Origin of the sequence: Algoriphagus formosus (genome assembly GCF_002807035.1) — a bacterium.
Lineage (GTDB): Bacteria > Bacteroidota > Bacteroidia > Cytophagales > Cyclobacteriaceae > Algoriphagus > Algoriphagus formosus.
The window spans coordinates 1,984,991-2,000,846 of record NZ_NIUC01000002.1; the positions used below are offsets into that span (position 1 = coordinate 1,984,991).

Below are 15,856 nucleotides of genomic sequence, written 5' to 3' on the forward strand. Positions count from 1 at the left end.
AGACTATTTATGAAGAAAATTCTACTCACGTTCCTTACCATTTGTCTAGTGACTATTGGGATGGCACAAGAAAAAGCCAAACCGACAGTCATCGGTAGAGATATTGGGCAATTGAAAAATATCCGGATCAATGGTCGGATCATTGACGAAATCACGGGGGAAGCCTTGGTGGGTGCAACGGTCACTATCACCGAGATCAACCAAACCCGAATCACAGATAATAACGGCGAATTTGAATTTAACCTGGACAGAGCGGAGTACACGCTGGAGTTCCGTTATGTAGGCTATGAGAGCATCACTTATCCGATTGTGGCTGTAGGAGATGGAAGGATATCCATGCGGATGATTCAGGAAGACTTCGAATTGGACGATGTGGTCATTTTTGGAAGGGATCCAGAGAAGAATATTCGCTCCACCGATATGGGAGCCGTGACAATGAGTATGAATACCATTCGGGAGTTGCCTCCATTTTTGGGAGAAGTGGACATTATTCGATCCATGGCAACTTTACCCGGTGTTTCCCAAGTGGGAGAAGCGGCCGCCGGACTAAATGTGAGGGGTGGAGGTGCAGATCAAAACCTAATTCAATTTGCTGGAGCTCCAATCTATAACCCAACCCACCTTTTTGGCCTGTTCACTTCCTTCAATCCCGATATAGTCAATGATGTAACCCTTTACAAATCGGTGATTCCTGCGAGATTTGGAGGTCGTGGATCATCCATTTTGGATATTCAGCCCAAAGCAGGAAGTATAGACCGATGGGGAGGAGACTTGATGGTGAGTAACTACTCAGGGAAAATTGGAATCAATGGACCATTGGTCAAGGAAAAAGTTTCCATCAAAGGAGGTTTCAGGGGTTCGTATATCAATTGGTTTTTGGGTGCATTGAGTAATCCGGATTTGAATAATTCCCAGGCAAATTTCTATGATGGGAATCTGGTTATTTCAGCTCCAATTTCTGAAAAGCAAGAGTTTACCTACAGTTACTACACTTCCTACGATGATTTTGCTTTTGCTTCGGATACTACGATTTCTTGGAAAAACAACTCTCACTCGATTAACTGGAAGGGGAGATTTGGAGAAAAACTAGGGATTCAGGCTTTGGGTTATCTGACTCAATACGATTACAATATTTTCAATCGATCCGGGATCAATGATTTTGATCTTAATTCTGGTATCGAAGATTATGGAGTGAAGCTTTTTGCTACCTATAATTTTTCCGAAACCAATATGCTGACAGTTGGTGGAGATTTTAAAGATCTGACTATTCAGCCGGGAGAATTGGTACCTACCAATCAGCAAGAGTCGGGAATTCTGCCACAGAAAGTCCAAGATGAATTTGGTAGAGAAATGGGCGCACACTTCCAGCATGAGTTTGAGCTGGGAGAAAAAATCGGGGTTTCCTATGGTTTGCGCTATGACCTGTTCCAGTACTTTGGTCCTCGTACAGTTCGTCAATATGCCGAAAACCAGCCACTGTCTGATGGTAGTGCGATTGGAGAAATTGACTATGCTGAAGGGGATAAAATCATTTCCTATGATGGACTTGGGCCAAGAGCTTCTATTCGCTATTCTCTTTCTAAGTATAGCTCGATCAAAGCTGGATACAATAAAATGTACCAGTTCATTCACCTGATCTCCAACACGGCAACCATTGCACCTACTGATATCTGGAAACTTAGCGATGACTTTCTGAAGCCGCAGATTGTGGATCAATATTCCATCGGTTTTTACAACAACTTCATGGGGAATATTTTCGAGACTTCGATCGAAGTGTATTACAAGGACATTCAGAATGTAGTTGAGTATAAGGATGGGGCGAATCTCATTTTACAAAATCACCTCGAGACTGAACTTGTTCCTGCCCAGGGACGAGCCTTTGGTGTGGAACTTTACGCAAAGAAAAACCTTGGAAGGCTGACGGGTTGGATTTCTTACACCTACTCTAGGAGTTTAAGACGAGTTATCACAGCATACGAGGAGGAAATAATCAATGACGGAGAGTGGTTTGCTTCCAATTTTGACAAGCCACATGATGTGACTCTAATTGGAAATTACAAGCTAAGTACCAATACTTCGGTATCTGCTACCTTCGGCTATAGTACTGGAAGACCAGTTACTTTTCCGGAGGCAAAGTTTGATTATGCCGGAAATAATTTGGCCTATTTCAACCGTAGAAATGAGCAACGCTTACCTGACTTTCACCGATTGGATTTGGCAGTCAATTTCAAGCTCAAGGGAAGCGGACGGTTTTTCGAGGATGGGGATTGGACCTTCTCTATTTTGAATTTGTATGGACGCAAAAATCCATTCTCTCTGTTTTTTGTGGATGAGCAAGGTGCTCCACCACAGGCTAATCGATTGGCAATTTTGGGAGTACCACTGCCTAGTTTGAGTTATTCAATCAAGTTTTGATGGAAAAGATGTTAAGAAGATTTATATACCTGATTTTTCTCCTGCCAGTGGCTTGTATTGATCCTTTTGAGGCAGGACTGGAGACAGGCGAGCAATTGCTTACCGTAGAAGCAGTATTCACTTCTCAGCCGGGAAGACAGACCGTTAGGTTGACTCGTAGTGATACCTATGGGTCAGTATTTGAAGGATTGATTCGGCCAGTGAGAAGTGCAACGGTGGTGGTAAGAGATGATTTGGGTAATGTGGTTTTTTTGGAAGAGGATCAAGAAGACCGGGGTACCTATGTGACTACTACTGATTTTGCCACTGTACCAGGGAGGTCTTATACACTTCAGATTCAGACTACAGAAGGAAAAGTTTATTCGTCCTTTCCAGAAAAGGTTCAGGCTGTACCTGAGATCAGTAATCTTTCTGTTCAGACTACAACCGTGCCTGTGGAAGGGGAAATCAATCCACGCTCAGGCGTGCAGTTGGTGGTAGATATCCAAGATCCTGCTGGTGAGAATAATTTCTATTTCTGGAAAAACGGTCCGGCTGTTTATGTACTTGAAACTCGACCTGATTTGTTTACCCCGCGACCTTCTGATACCAACCCGAGCCGTGAGCCTCAGCCAAAGCCCTGTTGTTTTACCTGCTATAGAAATGAGCAAATTGACAATAGTGGGATTTTCATTGCCAATGATGATAATTTTAATGGCCTTAGCACCAAGATCGTCGCTGGTTTCGTAGAAGATGATGGTCTTAGGTTTGTCAATACCTACCGGGTTGACCTCCGTCAAATCAGTATCTCCCAGGATGCCTATCGATTCCTTCGATTGGTCAAGCAGCAGACAGAAATCAGTGGTTCAGTGTTTGATCCACCACCAGCAAATATCCGAGGTAACTTAGTGAATTTAGAGGATCCAGAAGAAGTAGTTCTTGGGTACTTCATAGCAGGTGCTGAGACAGTGCGAAGGATTTATATTGATAAAAATGACTTGACTTTTCAGCAACCAAAAGCGATCATCCCGGATGATTGTAGATTGGTAGAAGGAGCTCAGGAAGATGCTCCTGCTGATTGGAATCCATAAAAGTACTAGGGTTTAGTCTTCCAGTAGTTCCTCCTCAAATCGGATCCCAAATTCCTCTAATTTCTCAAGGATGGGTAGGTATATTTCTGGCTTAATGGGAATATGCAGACCCTTTAGTTTGATTTTTCCTTCCAAAAATAAATCCACTGCAATGGCAAGCGGCAGACCCACTGTTTTTGCCATTGCGGTAAGAGAGGCATTTTCTCCCTTTACAACTAGGCTGGAGAGCAATTTTTGATGTTTATCCCCTTTTCGGATTTCAAACTGATGCTGCATCACGATCATGTCTCGATCAGCTTCTTCGAGAGCCCATTCTTTTTCTAAAATCGCCTGTAAAATCTGGGCTGGACTTCCTTGATAAATAGGCAAAGGATCATGGGAAAAAAGTCCTATCCACTGAATTTTTTCAAAAGTCGGGAAATCCATTTCCGGAAAGAAATCGGTGAGTTTTTCTTCTACAGAACGGTCGGTATCAAAGGGTAAAAAGCTATTCAGGAAATCCCGTTTGCTACTTCCCTGTGGAGGATTGAGCTCGATACTGTCATCGGTCAGACCGAGTTGAACCAAAATATCCCAAGCCTTGCAAAATCCCGTTCTCCTCAGCGTACCCCGAAGCATGGTTGGGATATTTTCCAATCCGTAGGTTTTGCGATAGCCGAGTGAGTCACGATTTGGATAGCCTTCGTACTCTCCCAAGCCTTTGAAGTGGATTGGTTTGATTCGCGTGAAGAGTTGGTGATAAGGGATGTATTTGAGTCGGGACTGTTCGATATAGCGGGACATTCCCTGTCCTGCTAAAACCACATTTCTTGGGTTCCAGGTGAATTTATATTTCCAAGGGTTATCCTCACATTCGGGCGAAAGTAATCCTCCCGCGTAAGACTTAAATGAAAGGATCTCTTCCCCTTTGGCCTTAGCCTCATCGATGATTTTCATGGCAGACATGTGATCGATGCCAGGGTCCAATCCACATTCGTTCAGAAAGAAAAGTCCTTTTTCTTCAATTTGCGATCTCAAGGCTCTGATCTCTTTGCTTTCATAGGATGCTGAGAAAAAGTGTTTGCCAAGCGCGACACAGTCTTCTGCTATAAGTGGATGCAGGCGAGCCGGAAGCATAGAAATGACCAAGTCTGACTCTTCGATAAGGTCTCTTCGCCTTTCTGCATTGGATATGTCCAAGGCTTCCGCACGGGTATTCGGACGATTTTGGAGCTTCTTTTCTGCTACACTACTATCCAAATCAGCCAAGATGATCTCGCGGTGTTTTTCTCCAGCTTGGGCTACTAAATAGTCAATTAAAAAAGTGGAGGATTTCCCACCTCCCAAAATCAAAATTTGCTTCATATTTCTGGGGTTTCTCAGCTAAAATTGGTCAATAAATACTTCAGGAAAAAAGTAAATGGGAGGAAAATGAAAAACAATTGTGACTGTAAATCGTCTTATTTTTTCCATCTTCGAAAACTATGACTAAGGATAATACAGATTCAATTTTTGAAATCCTTGATATTCAAGATTTAAGCACTGATGAGCAATCGCTTTTGCAAACTGCACAGGAGGTTTCCGAAAAAGCATATGCCCCTTATTCCAACTTTCAGGTAGGGGCAGCGGTGATGCTTTCAAATGGTACTATTCTCAAAAGCAGCAATCAGGAAAACGTCAGCTTCCCTGCGGGAGTCTGTGCGGAGCATTTGGTACTTAGCTATGCCGGAGCAAATTATCCAGAGTCCGCTCCAGAATGCCTAGCGATCGTGGCCAGACGAAAAGGAGAGCAATCCTGGGCCAATGTGTCCCCCTGTGGTATCTGCCGACAGGTCATCAATGAGGTAGAAAACCGCTTTAAGCATAAAATCAAGATGCTTATCTTACGGGAGGATGGCAGGGTTTATTCTATTCCTGGAATATCAGCCTTGTTACCTTTGAAATTTGATGATTTAAATTCCTGATGATTCGATCTACGCATCGCTTTACATACGAGTCCACGTATTTTTTGTCCAAAGAACCTGACGAAAAGGTCAAAGATTTATGGGTCGTTTTTCATGGTTACGGACAGTTGGCGGAGTATTTCCTTCGAAAATTTCAGTTCTTAGCTACCGAAGAAAGGTTGTTTCTTGCTCCGGAAGCCACTAATTATTCCTATCTGAAAGACTTTAAAGGTAGGGTCGGTGCAAATTGGATGACCCGTCATGAGCGTGAGCTGGCCATTGCCAATAATCATCGCTACTTGGACAGTCTCCTAGAAGGGATTTTAAATTCTTTTGAGCAAAAGCCTAGAATCCATGTACTCGGATTTTCTCAGGGTGCTGCAACTGCTACGCGATGGGCTGCCCAATGGAAAGGGAGCTTGGATACATTGGTGCTTTGGGCTGGAGGATTTGCAGAGGATATGGCTTTGGATATTGCACGGGATAAATTTGAGGAAACTACGATTTTTTCAGTGTTAGGTTCTCAGGATCAATTGATTACCGAGGAGAGTTTAGCTCGTCAAAAGCTCCTGATTCAACGATTGGATAGAAGGGTGGAGCAACTTGAATTTCAAGGTGGGCATGAGCTGGATTCGGAGCTTTTAAGAAAAATTGTAGAAAAGGCTTGATAGCTCAGAATTTGGTCTTTCTTTTGTGTGAAAAAAACAATTGGTACAAAAACCGACTTTCATTATTTTTCCAGAAATAATTAAAAACCAATGCTTTCGCTTACTGATCAAGAGGTAGACCTGATTACTACCCAACTCCTAAAAGGAATGGTGTGCTTTTTCCAAATCGATAAAAGGAAAATCCACCACATGCCGGATGATGAAGATTATTTCAACTATGACTTGACTCCCGATGAGGAGGATATCTTAGATGAAATCGATGCCAATCCTGATAATTACGCCGAGTTTACCAAAATGGAAATTCCTCAGGAGCATCAAATGATGCAGGATTTTATTGATCGGTATGTCAAGGAGCGAAACCTTGCAGAAGATTTGGTAAATGCATTGACCAAACCTAAATCGATGACTGCTTATAAGTTCTTGATCGATGAGTCTAAATACAAAAATCAGTGGCATGAGTATCGGCAACTGAAATACAAAGATTGGGTCCGTGAGCAAGTGGATAGTTTCAACTATGCAGAAGACTGATTTCCATCTCAAAGGCTTAGCAATGCTAGGCCTTTTTTTCTTGCCATTATTTTTAACCCATCTCTCAGCACAGACGCTTTTTGAGCTGATTTCCTCTTCCAAGTCTTATCCGGTTTCCCATCGTGGTATCAGTGAAGAGCAGCCCGTGGAGAATTCTCTGAAAGGGATGGAAACGGTCCTGCTTTCCGGTATTGACTTTTTCGAAGTCGATGTGAGAAAAAACGCTGATGGGGAATTATACCTCCTGCATGATGAAACGCTAGACAGAACTACTTCTGGTCTTGGCCGATTGGATAGCAAGTCCAATAGTGATTTGGCAGAAGTTCAGCTGAAAATCACAGGCGAGCCAATTCCCACCTTTCAAAGCTTCTTGGATTTTGCTAGAAATGACTCCCTTTGGATTATGTTGGATGTGAAGGAGCCTATTCTTGAGGAGGTATTATCGCAAACCAAGGCAGCAGGATTAGATGCTCGAAGTTTGGTTTTGACTTTTGATAGAAAAAGAGCTCAAGAGGTTTTGGGAATTCAGGGTGATTTTCTCATTTCTGTATTAGTAACCAGGATGGAGGACCTTTACTTCTACCAGAAGTTATTCGGGTCAAGAAGATTTTTAGCTTACGTTCCCAAGGATGCTGAAATAAGCTTATTTCAAGCTGTTGCTGGTGAGGGTGTTCCCATTCTGACTGATGTGATGGGGGAAGTAGATCGAAAAGCTATTGAGGATGAAGGCGAGAGTTACCGTAATTTTTTAAAAGAAAGGAAGATCAACCTCTTGGTCAGTGACAATCCATTGTTGCTTCAGAAAAGTGTTCGGTAAAATTTGGGCTTTTATTTTCAAGCAATTCTATTTATTTTAATTTGGCTTTTATTCCAAACAAAATTTCATGGATATGGAAAATAAGACTTTCGCCGAGATGACTGATGAAGAATTATTGATTGAGAAAAAGAAGCAGAAAAATTCGAAGATTTTTCATGCAGTTGCAATCGGATTTCTTGCGGGAACCCTGATTTTTGGAATGGGGGGTTGGTTAATGTCTCCAGAAAAACGAATTGGTTTTCTGATTCCTATGCTGATTCCAGTAGTCTTTATTTATAAGATTTTAAAAGCTCCAAAAAATGACAATGGGTTGGAGAAAGTCTTAAAGCAACGAGGTTTAAGCTGAGCTTTTCAAATAGAGAATCCATCTAATTGACCATTTAAGCTGAGGGCCTTTTTGATTTCATTTGATCATTTTGGGTGAAAGCCAGTTGACTTGGTTTTAACCGTATTAATTATACTTCAAACGGATTTTTCTTAAATAGATGACCATGGAAGACCATCAAATTACTATTCGTAATGAACTCAAGGCTGGTGATTTAGGTCAAGTTGCTGCTCTGCATGGTCGAATTTACTTCGAAGAGCATGGGTTTGAGATGGGCTTCGAGGCATATGTCATGGAAAGCTTGCTGGAGTTTTACAGGCAATATGACCCAGCTAGGGACAAGGTGTGGGTGGTAGAGGCTGATGGGGAGATGGTTGGTTTTTTATTGCTAATGCACAGGCAGGACGAGCAGGCCCAACTGCGGTATTTTATCCTCGAAAAGAAATACAGAGGAATGGGGCTGGGCAAAAAACTGATGCAGGAGTGGATAGATTTTTATAAAGAAAAAGGTTACAAAGGTGCGTTTTTGTACACCACATCTGGACTTGACCCAGCGGTAAGTCTTTACGAGCGATTTGGTTTCAAAAAAGTCAGCCAAATCAAATCAAGGAATTTCGGTGTACCACTTTTGGAAATGCTCTACCAATTGAAAATGGAGAAGGCATAAAAAAACACCTCCAATTTAGAGGTGCATTTTTCTTATTACCCAATCTATGTTTTTTTTAAAAGCTGTATCGTGCACTCAAGAGTGCTATCCGGGTTTCTCTTTTGGAGTAGAAGTCTTGGTTGAAAGTATTGGTACGTGCAAATCCAGCCCATCTTCTGGTGTCGAAAATGTCTCTAACGCTCAATGTGACAGAACCGCGGTTGCCTGCAAAACCTTTTTGGATACTGGCATCCACAAAATACTGCGAGAGGTCTCTACCCTGGGCTTCGATCTCAGGAGATTCATAATTGGCAACCAATTGGAAATTGATTCCATAAGGAAGTTTGAAGTCTTGCGTAAGCTTCGTGTTCCAAGAGAATCCTGAATTGGTAAATTCTTCACCGATATTCGAACCATCGACCGAAATCTGAAAGATGGTTACTCCACCATTTAGCGAGTACCATTCGTTGATTTCTCCTACTCCGACAAATTCGACTCCGTATGAAGTGGAGGAAAGCAAGTTGTCCGGCTGAGAATAGGAAATTCCGTCTTCAATTATAGTAACATAGTCCAATTGTCCGTCAGTATGGCGGTAGAAGATATTTGTAGCAAAGCTTGACTTATCAAAATTCGCCAAATGCCCAAGTTCGAAAGAGTCAATCATCTCCGGCTGCAAGTTTGGGTTACCTCTTCTTACATTCAAGGAGTCGGTAATGTCTGGAAATGGATTCAGTCTCCAGGCGGTTGGTCGGTCAATTCTCCTACTGTAGGTGAATTTTATGGAGTGATTCTCATTCAGGTTGTACATGGACTGCACACTTGGAAAAAGATTGAAGTAACGCTGCTGATTTTCTTCATCTGTATTGGCCAAGTAGGTGTCTACGATCGTTGCTTCACCTCTCAACCCTAATGAGTATTCAAATTTTTTCCCAGCATTGGCATAAATGAAATAACCTGCGTGAATCTGATCCTTATAAATAAAGCGGTTGCTGATGGCAGGGTCTTCCACAAATTCTTGACTCTGCTCATCTAAACGCTCGTACCGGTAGTCATTGTCAAATTCCCGAATGTTGGATTTCAGACCCGCTTCGATTTTTCTTTTCTCATCCAGAGGCTTAATGTAGTCGACCTGAAAAATTGAAATATTTCGTACTTCATCTGTCACCGCTCGTTCCTGACCATTCAAATTAGAAGGGTCGGGGTCTAGGGTATTTCTGAAAATGTCAATGTTCTGTGTTTTGAACTGATTTCTGTAGGAATGACTAGCTGTAGCTCGAAAAGTATGCCCCTTGTCAGCGAATGAATGTTCAAAAATCAAAGCATTATCTATCCCTTCATCTGATTCGTTTTCATTGTTTCGTCGGACATAATCAAACTCAAACAATTCGCCGTTTTCCAATCTTTCCAACTCTGCAAAAAGGGTATTGGTCTGATAATCCATCCCATATTGATACACACCTTCATAGCTGATCACATTATTTCCAAAATAATAGTCAGCTCCTGCGTTTAGATTATGTCCCGTTCTTCTGGAAGAATTTCGTGTGTTTTGTTCGAGCGTTTCGTTCGTTTCGAATATTTCGCGAGTAGAAGATCGATCACCTACGTCCCGCCAATCTCGATAATTATACCCTCCAAACACATTGAACCGCTTTCCTCTGTGATTCAGACTTCCGCCAATGTTACTTCTACCCCGAGTACCGTAAGTGCCTTCTACATTTCCGTGAGTACCGAAATCTTGCCCTTTCTTCAAGATGATGTCAATCACACCACCTTCAGCTTCTGCGTCAAAACGAGCATTTGGATTATTGATGATTTTAATTTCTTCAATAGCAGAGGCAGGAAGTTGATCCAAGTTTTGTGTAAGGGAGGAGTTTCTACCATTGATCAGGATATTGGTACCCGAACTACCTCTTAGCGATATGCTTCCATCCTCAGATACTGTGATAGAAGGTGTGTTTCTTAGGATGTCCAAAAGTGTACCACCAGTATTTGCCAAGTTATTGTCTGGAGTAACGGTGATGCCTTCCATAGTGGATCGAACAGGCATTTTGGTTGTTTGGACGACGACTTCCTCCAAGGCTTGTCCTTCACTTTTCATGGATAGTTCTCCAAGGTCTTTGGAAGTGCTCAGATCGATATCAGAGACGATCAAATCCTCAAAGCCTAAGAAAAAAGCTTTGAAGGTATACTTTCCTTTTGGAGCGCGGAGAGAAAATTCTCCATTTTCGTCAGTGTCTGAGAATACTGTCGGGCTGGCATCTTCTATCGATTGAAACAAAGCAACCTGAACAAATCCGAGTGGCCCACCGCTTTGATCATCGATTAGAGTCCCTGAGAGGGTGTTTTCTTGCCCAAAAATTGGAATTGATATAAAAAGCCCCAGAAAAATACTGAGGTAAAAAGATTTAATTGTGGCGTACATTGTTGGTTTGGTTTAAGTCTTCGCTACAAGAGTACAATATGATTTTGTAGAGAATTTGAAGCAATTACTTAAACAAAATAGAAATTACGTGCAAATTGTTTTCAATTCGGTAGGTAGGTCTAAAGCCGTAGGTTTTACAGATTTGCTTGACGATAGCCAGACCCAAACCAATTGAATCAGAGCGGTTTTCGGCTCTTTTAAAGCGCTCAAAAAAGATTTCTGGATCAAAGTCAGGGAGTTTTCCGGTATTTTCTATGCGTATGGAGTAGTCATTGAGTTCAATCTGAATTTTTCCGCCTGGTTGATTATGTTTGATGGCATTGTTAATCAGATTCTGAAGTAAGACTTCAGCTACAAATGGATGAATTTTTACAAAAGCCTCCTCTTTGATTTGGGTTTTGAGATTTAGATCTTTCATTTCGATCAATTCCTCCATACTTTCAATTACTCGCAAAAGAACTGGACTCAAATTGATTGTCTCCGGTGCTTCAAATTCTTCATTCTCCAACTTGGCAAGCATGGATAGAGATCGTACGATTTTGTTGATCTTTTCATTGCTTTGATAGATTGACTGAATCATCGCAGCTTGATTTTCGCTGATATCCTCATTCATCATATGCTCGAGTTTTCCGCGGATGATTGCCGACGGGGTCTGGATCTCATGCGAAAGATTCTCAGAAAACTCCTTTATCTGACGATAATCTTTCAGGAGCTTTAGGGACATTCGAGAGAGAAAACTATTCAGTTTGTTAAATTCAGAGATTGCATATTGATCGAATTCCAGGGGTTTATTTTGCTGAAAATTAAAGCCTCGTATTTTGGAAAGGGTTCTATGAAAGGGTCTAAGAATTCTCTTAGATCCAATTCTTACAAAAAAGCCAAGAATCACCAGCTGAATCAAAAAAATCGAAGCCATAGTGATGACAACTGTCTCAGTGATATCCTCGCTTTCAATCACTACATTGTAATAAGATATTCGGTAATGTTTGTCCTCAGTTTTGAAAGATTTACTAGCCTTGAGTTGTTTCTCATGGCGGTTCATCGGGTCATGATAAGCGACTGTATCTCGAAGCGAGAGTTCTTCGATGGGTAGGTTGAAAGGGATTTCTTTTATTTCGAGCTTATCATAATTCAGTCGATCTGGTGGTACTCCTGCTTTAACTCTCTGCGCATAGGCATCAATCTGACGGTCTAGTTCGCGTCCGAGTTCGAAGTCAATTTCGGAATCGAGTTTTTTATAGATCAAAAATCCACCGATCAGCAGACCGACCATTGTGATCAAGATATACCAAGCGGTGAGAAGGTTTAGTAGTCTCATTTTGCGTTCGCGTCAAATTTGTAGCCTATGCCATAGACTGTTTTGATGTAGTCCTTTCCACCAGACTTCTCGATCTTCTTTCGAAGATTTTTCACATGTTGGTAGACAAAATCAAAGTTGGCCAAGTCATCGGTATAGTCTCCCCAAAGATGCTGGGCGATGGCTTCTTTTCCGATGACTCTATTTTTGTTGGTAAGGAAAAAGAGGAGTAGGTCATACTCTTTTTTGGTCAGGTCTAGGACACTTTGATTCACTTTTGCCTCCAGAAGTTTGGTGTCCAGATTGATTTCGTTGAAAATGATTTGATCCGAGCCGTCCAATTTGCTTCTGCGGTAAATGGCCCGAAGCCGGGCAAGTAATTCCGAAAGATGAAATGGCTTTGGTAAGTAATCATCCGCACCCAAATCCAAACCTCTCAGCCGATCATCGAGGGCATTTTTGGCAGAAATGATCAAGACATTTGCAGAGATTTGATTGGATTTGATGAAGCTTAGGATGTCCAGTCCATTTCCGTCAGGAAGCATGAGATCCAGCAGGATGCAATCATATTGGAAAGCCAAAAGCTTGTCCTGCGCCTCGAAAAGGTTCTTGGCTGTTTCGCAACGGATATTCTCCTGCTCAAGGTAGTTGACCATATTTAGGGTCAGATCTTCATTGTCCTCGATTATAAGTACCTTCATAAGGCTTTACTTTTGGGGCGGGTTTTGGGTGAAAGTCTTGAAATTTACAGCTAGGCTTTGAAGCAATTTTGAAGTAATCAAATTAGCCTTTTTTTATTTCTATTCAGGATTCTTCTACTTTTCTCCATGTCCCTATCGGATATTTTTCTAATTTTGACCCAATTTGGACTTAAGTAAAATTTTCTTCTCAACCCACCTTTCAAATGCCTAAAGACAGTAGCATCAAGCACATTCTTATCATCGGTTCTGGCCCTATCGTCATTGGTCAGGCTTGCGAATTTGATTATTCCGGTTCGCAGGCTGCAAGATCACTGCGGGAAGAGGGTATCACCGTCACTTTGATCAACTCCAACCCGGCTACGATCATGACAGACCCAGTTACCGCAGATAATGTTTACCTGCTACCTCTGGAGAAAAAATCCATTCGAAAAATACTCACTGACCACCCGGATATCGATGCTGTACTGCCGACCATGGGTGGTCAAACTGCATTAAATCTAGCGATCGACTGTGATAAAGCTGGAATCTGGAAGCATCACGGAGTAAAAATGATCGGGGTGGATATCGACGCAATCGATACTGCCGAAAACCGGGAGAAATTCAAGGCCCTCATGGAGAAAATCGGCGTGGGTGTCTGTAAAGGTGCTACAGCGACTTCCTTTCTTCAAGGAAAAGAAATTGCTCAGGAGATCGGTTTTCCGCTGATCATTCGTGCCTCCTATACCCTTGGGGGTGCTGGAGGTGCTTTCGTAGAGACCAAAGAAGAATTCGAAAAGGCGCTTTCTGCGGGACTACAAGCATCACCGGTTCACGAGGTTTTGATCGAGCAAAGTATTTTGGGCTGGAAGGAGTATGAGTTGGAGGTAATGCGCGATAATATCGGGAACATGATCGTGATCTGTTCCATTGAGAATTTTGACCCCATGGGTGTGCATACCGGAGACTCAATTACAGTTGCTCCGGCTATGACCTTGCCGGATACGGTCTATCAGCGCATGCGAAACTATGCCATTACAATGATGAATTCCATCGGGAACTTTGCCGGAGGTTGTAATGTGCAGTTTGCCGTCAGCCCTGACAATCAGGAAATCATCGGTATCGAGATCAATCCACGGGTTTCTAGATCTTCGGCCTTAGCTTCAAAGGCAACTGGATATCCAATTGCTAAAGTAGCTGCCAAGTTGGCAATCGGCTATAATCTGGATGAGCTTTCGAACTCCATCACTGGAACCACTTCAGCTTATTTCGAGCCTTCGATCGATTATGTGATCGTGAAGATTCCTCGCTGGAACTTTGATAAATTCAAAGGCTCTGATCGTCGACTAGGACTGTCCATGAAAGCCGTGGGTGAGGTGATGGGAATTGGAAGGAATTTCCAGGAAGCTTTGCAAAAAGCCTGTCAGTCTCTGGAGATCAAGAGAAATGGATTAGGAGCAGATGGAAAAGAACTCCGGGATCAGGAGAAAATTCTTTATTCACTTGCTAATCCTAGCTGGAACAGACTTTTCCATGTATATGATGCATTTAAGCTAGGGATTTCATTCCGTACCATTCAGGACCTCACTAAGATCGATAAGTGGTTCCTGAAGCAAATCGAGGAACTCATTCATCTTGAGGATGAAATAGACAAATATACCATAGATACCATTCCTCACGAGGTAATGGATATGGCTAAGAAAAAGGGGTATGCAGATCGTCAGATTGCTCACCTACTTGGCTGCTTAGAGAGCGAGGTATTCAATAAGCGCTATACAGAGATGGGTATAAAGCGTGTCTACAAGCTCGTTGATACCTGTGCCGCTGAATTTGAAGCACAGACTCCATATTATTACTCTTCCTTTGGGGAAGAGAATGAGTCCATCCGTACTGACAAAAAGAAAGTGGTTGTTCTAGGTTCTGGTCCTAATCGGGTAGGACAGGGGATAGAGTTTGATTATTCCTGTGTGCATGGAGTCCTTGCGGCCAAAGAGTGCGGATACGAAACCATCATGATCAACTGTAATCCAGAGACGGTTTCTACGGATTTTGATGTGGCTGATAAGCTTTACTTCGAGCCGGTATTCTGGGAGCATATTTATGAGATTATCCTTCATGAAAAGCCTGAAGGAGTAATCGTCCAGCTTGGTGGTCAAACTGCCTTGAAGCTTGCAGAAAAGTTAGACAAATACGGGATTAAGATCATTGGTACCAGTTACGAGGCCTTGGACCTGGCAGAAGACAGAGGTTTGTTTTCCACGCTCCTGAAAGATAATAATGTGCCTTATCCAGAGTTTGGTACAATTCACAATACAGATGAAGCGCTTGAGCTTTGCAAGACGATTGGATTTCCACTATTGGTAAGACCGAGCTATGTACTCGGCGGACAGGGGATGAAAATTGTGATCAATGAGAAAGAACTGGAAGAGCATGTGGTAAACGTGCTGAAGGATATACCAAACAATGAGATTTTGTTGGACCACTTCTTAGAGGGTGCGATCGAAGCCGAAGCAGACGCGATCTGTGACGGGGAGAATGTCTATATCATAGGAATCATGCAGCATATTGAGCCTGCGGGTATTCACTCCGGAGATTCCTATGCCGTATTACCTCCCTACAACTTGGGAGACTTGGTGATTCGTCAGATTGAAACGTATACTGAGCGTATTGCCTTGGCACTAAAGACCCAAGGTTTGATCAATATTCAGTTTGCCATCAAAAATGACAAGGTTTATGTGATCGAGGCCAACCCTAGAGCTTCGCGGACCGTTCCTTTTATCTGCAAAGCCTATCAGGAACCTTATGTGAATTATGCCACAAAGGTGATGCTTGGAGAGAAAAAAGTCACTGACTTTGAATTCAAACCGGTCAAAAAGGGTTATGCTATCAAGGAGCCTGTCTTCTCCTTCCACAAATTCCCAAATGTGAATAAGGAGCTTGGGCCTGAAATGAAGTCCACCGGTGAGGCAATCTATTTTATTGATGATTTGATGGACGATTACTTCTTGAAAATCTACTCAGAGCGAAACTTGTATTTGAGTAGATAATTTCGAATCAAAAAAAGCTTTA

General features: G+C 42.3%; 13 protein-coding genes. 9 read left to right on the forward strand and 4 right to left on the reverse strand.

Features of this window, described 5'->3' with window-relative positions; translation table 11 throughout:
- Positions 1-9: 9 nt before the first annotated feature.
- Together CDH51_RS14850 and CDH51_RS14855 are read left to right on the forward strand one after the other, a co-directional pair.
- Positions 10-2,415 (forward strand): TonB-dependent receptor, encoded by a 2,406-nt coding sequence (locus CDH51_RS14850; protein ID WP_100629465.1) that lies wholly within the window; start codon positions 10-12, stop codon positions 2,413-2,415.
- Positions 2,415-3,485, forward strand: coding sequence for a DUF4249 domain-containing protein (locus CDH51_RS14855; protein ID WP_232724822.1), 1,071 nt, complete (start codon positions 2,415-2,417; stop codon positions 3,483-3,485). The genes CDH51_RS14850 and CDH51_RS14855 overlap by 1 nt, the downstream gene beginning before the upstream one ends.
- Positions 3,486-3,497: 12 nt before the next feature.
- On the opposite strand, the gene CDH51_RS14860 is transcribed toward CDH51_RS14855, so the two are convergent.
- The gene (locus CDH51_RS14860) at positions 3,498-4,829 is read right to left on the reverse strand and encodes a saccharopine dehydrogenase family protein (RefSeq protein WP_100629268.1); all 1,332 of its coding nucleotides are present in this window, start codon (positions 4,827-4,829) and stop codon (positions 3,498-3,500) included.
- Between the two features lie 119 nt (positions 4,830-4,948).
- On the opposite strand from CDH51_RS14860, the gene CDH51_RS14865 reads away from it, so the two are divergent.
- From CDH51_RS14865 to CDH51_RS14890, 6 genes are all read left to right on the forward strand, one after another.
- Positions 4,949-5,428, forward strand: a complete 480-nt coding sequence (locus tag CDH51_RS14865; protein WP_100629269.1) for a cytidine deaminase — start codon at positions 4,949-4,951, stop codon at positions 5,426-5,428.
- The gene (locus CDH51_RS14870) at positions 5,428-6,075 is read left to right on the forward strand and encodes an alpha/beta hydrolase (RefSeq protein ID WP_100629270.1); all 648 of its coding nucleotides are present in this window, start codon (positions 5,428-5,430) and stop codon (positions 6,073-6,075) included. Before CDH51_RS14865 ends, CDH51_RS14870 begins: the two co-directional genes overlap by 1 nt.
- Before the next feature lie 90 nt (positions 6,076-6,165).
- Entirely contained in the window at positions 6,166-6,603 is a 438-nt protein-coding gene (locus tag CDH51_RS14875; protein ID WP_100629271.1) for a UPF0158 family protein, read from the forward strand.
- On the forward strand, positions 6,590-7,420 hold the full coding sequence (locus tag CDH51_RS14880) for a glycerophosphodiester phosphodiesterase family protein (protein WP_100629272.1): 831 nt from the start codon (positions 6,590-6,592) through the stop codon (positions 7,418-7,420). Before CDH51_RS14875 ends, CDH51_RS14880 begins: the two co-directional genes overlap by 14 nt.
- Positions 7,421-7,493: 73 nt before the next feature.
- Entirely contained in the window at positions 7,494-7,766 is a 273-nt protein-coding gene (locus tag CDH51_RS14885; protein ID WP_100629467.1) for a hypothetical protein, read from the forward strand.
- Positions 7,767-7,911: 145 nt separating this feature from the next.
- Complete coding sequence (locus CDH51_RS14890) at positions 7,912-8,412, forward strand: GNAT family N-acetyltransferase (protein WP_100629468.1); 501 nt, start codon at positions 7,912-7,914, stop codon at positions 8,410-8,412.
- Positions 8,413-8,467: 55 nt separating this feature from the next.
- On the opposite strand, the gene CDH51_RS14895 is transcribed toward CDH51_RS14890, so the two are convergent.
- The 3 genes from CDH51_RS14895 to CDH51_RS14905 form a co-directional block, all read right to left on the reverse strand.
- Positions 8,468-10,813, reverse strand: a complete 2,346-nt coding sequence (locus CDH51_RS14895) for an outer membrane beta-barrel family protein (RefSeq protein WP_100629273.1) — start codon at positions 10,811-10,813, stop codon at positions 8,468-8,470.
- A gap of 64 nt (positions 10,814-10,877) precedes the next feature.
- Positions 10,878-12,131 (reverse strand): sensor histidine kinase, encoded by a 1,254-nt coding sequence (locus tag CDH51_RS14900; RefSeq protein ID WP_100629274.1) that lies wholly within the window; start codon positions 12,129-12,131, stop codon positions 10,878-10,880.
- Positions 12,128-12,811, reverse strand: a complete 684-nt coding sequence (locus CDH51_RS14905; RefSeq protein WP_100629275.1) for a response regulator transcription factor — start codon at positions 12,809-12,811, stop codon at positions 12,128-12,130. Before CDH51_RS14905 ends, CDH51_RS14900 begins: the two co-directional genes overlap by 4 nt.
- A gap of 203 nt (positions 12,812-13,014) precedes the next feature.
- On the opposite strand from CDH51_RS14905, the gene carB reads away from it, so the two are divergent.
- Complete coding sequence (gene carB / locus CDH51_RS14910) at positions 13,015-15,834, forward strand: carbamoyl-phosphate synthase large subunit (RefSeq protein WP_100629276.1); 2,820 nt, start codon at positions 13,015-13,017, stop codon at positions 15,832-15,834.
- Positions 15,835-15,856: the final 22 nt, after the last annotated feature.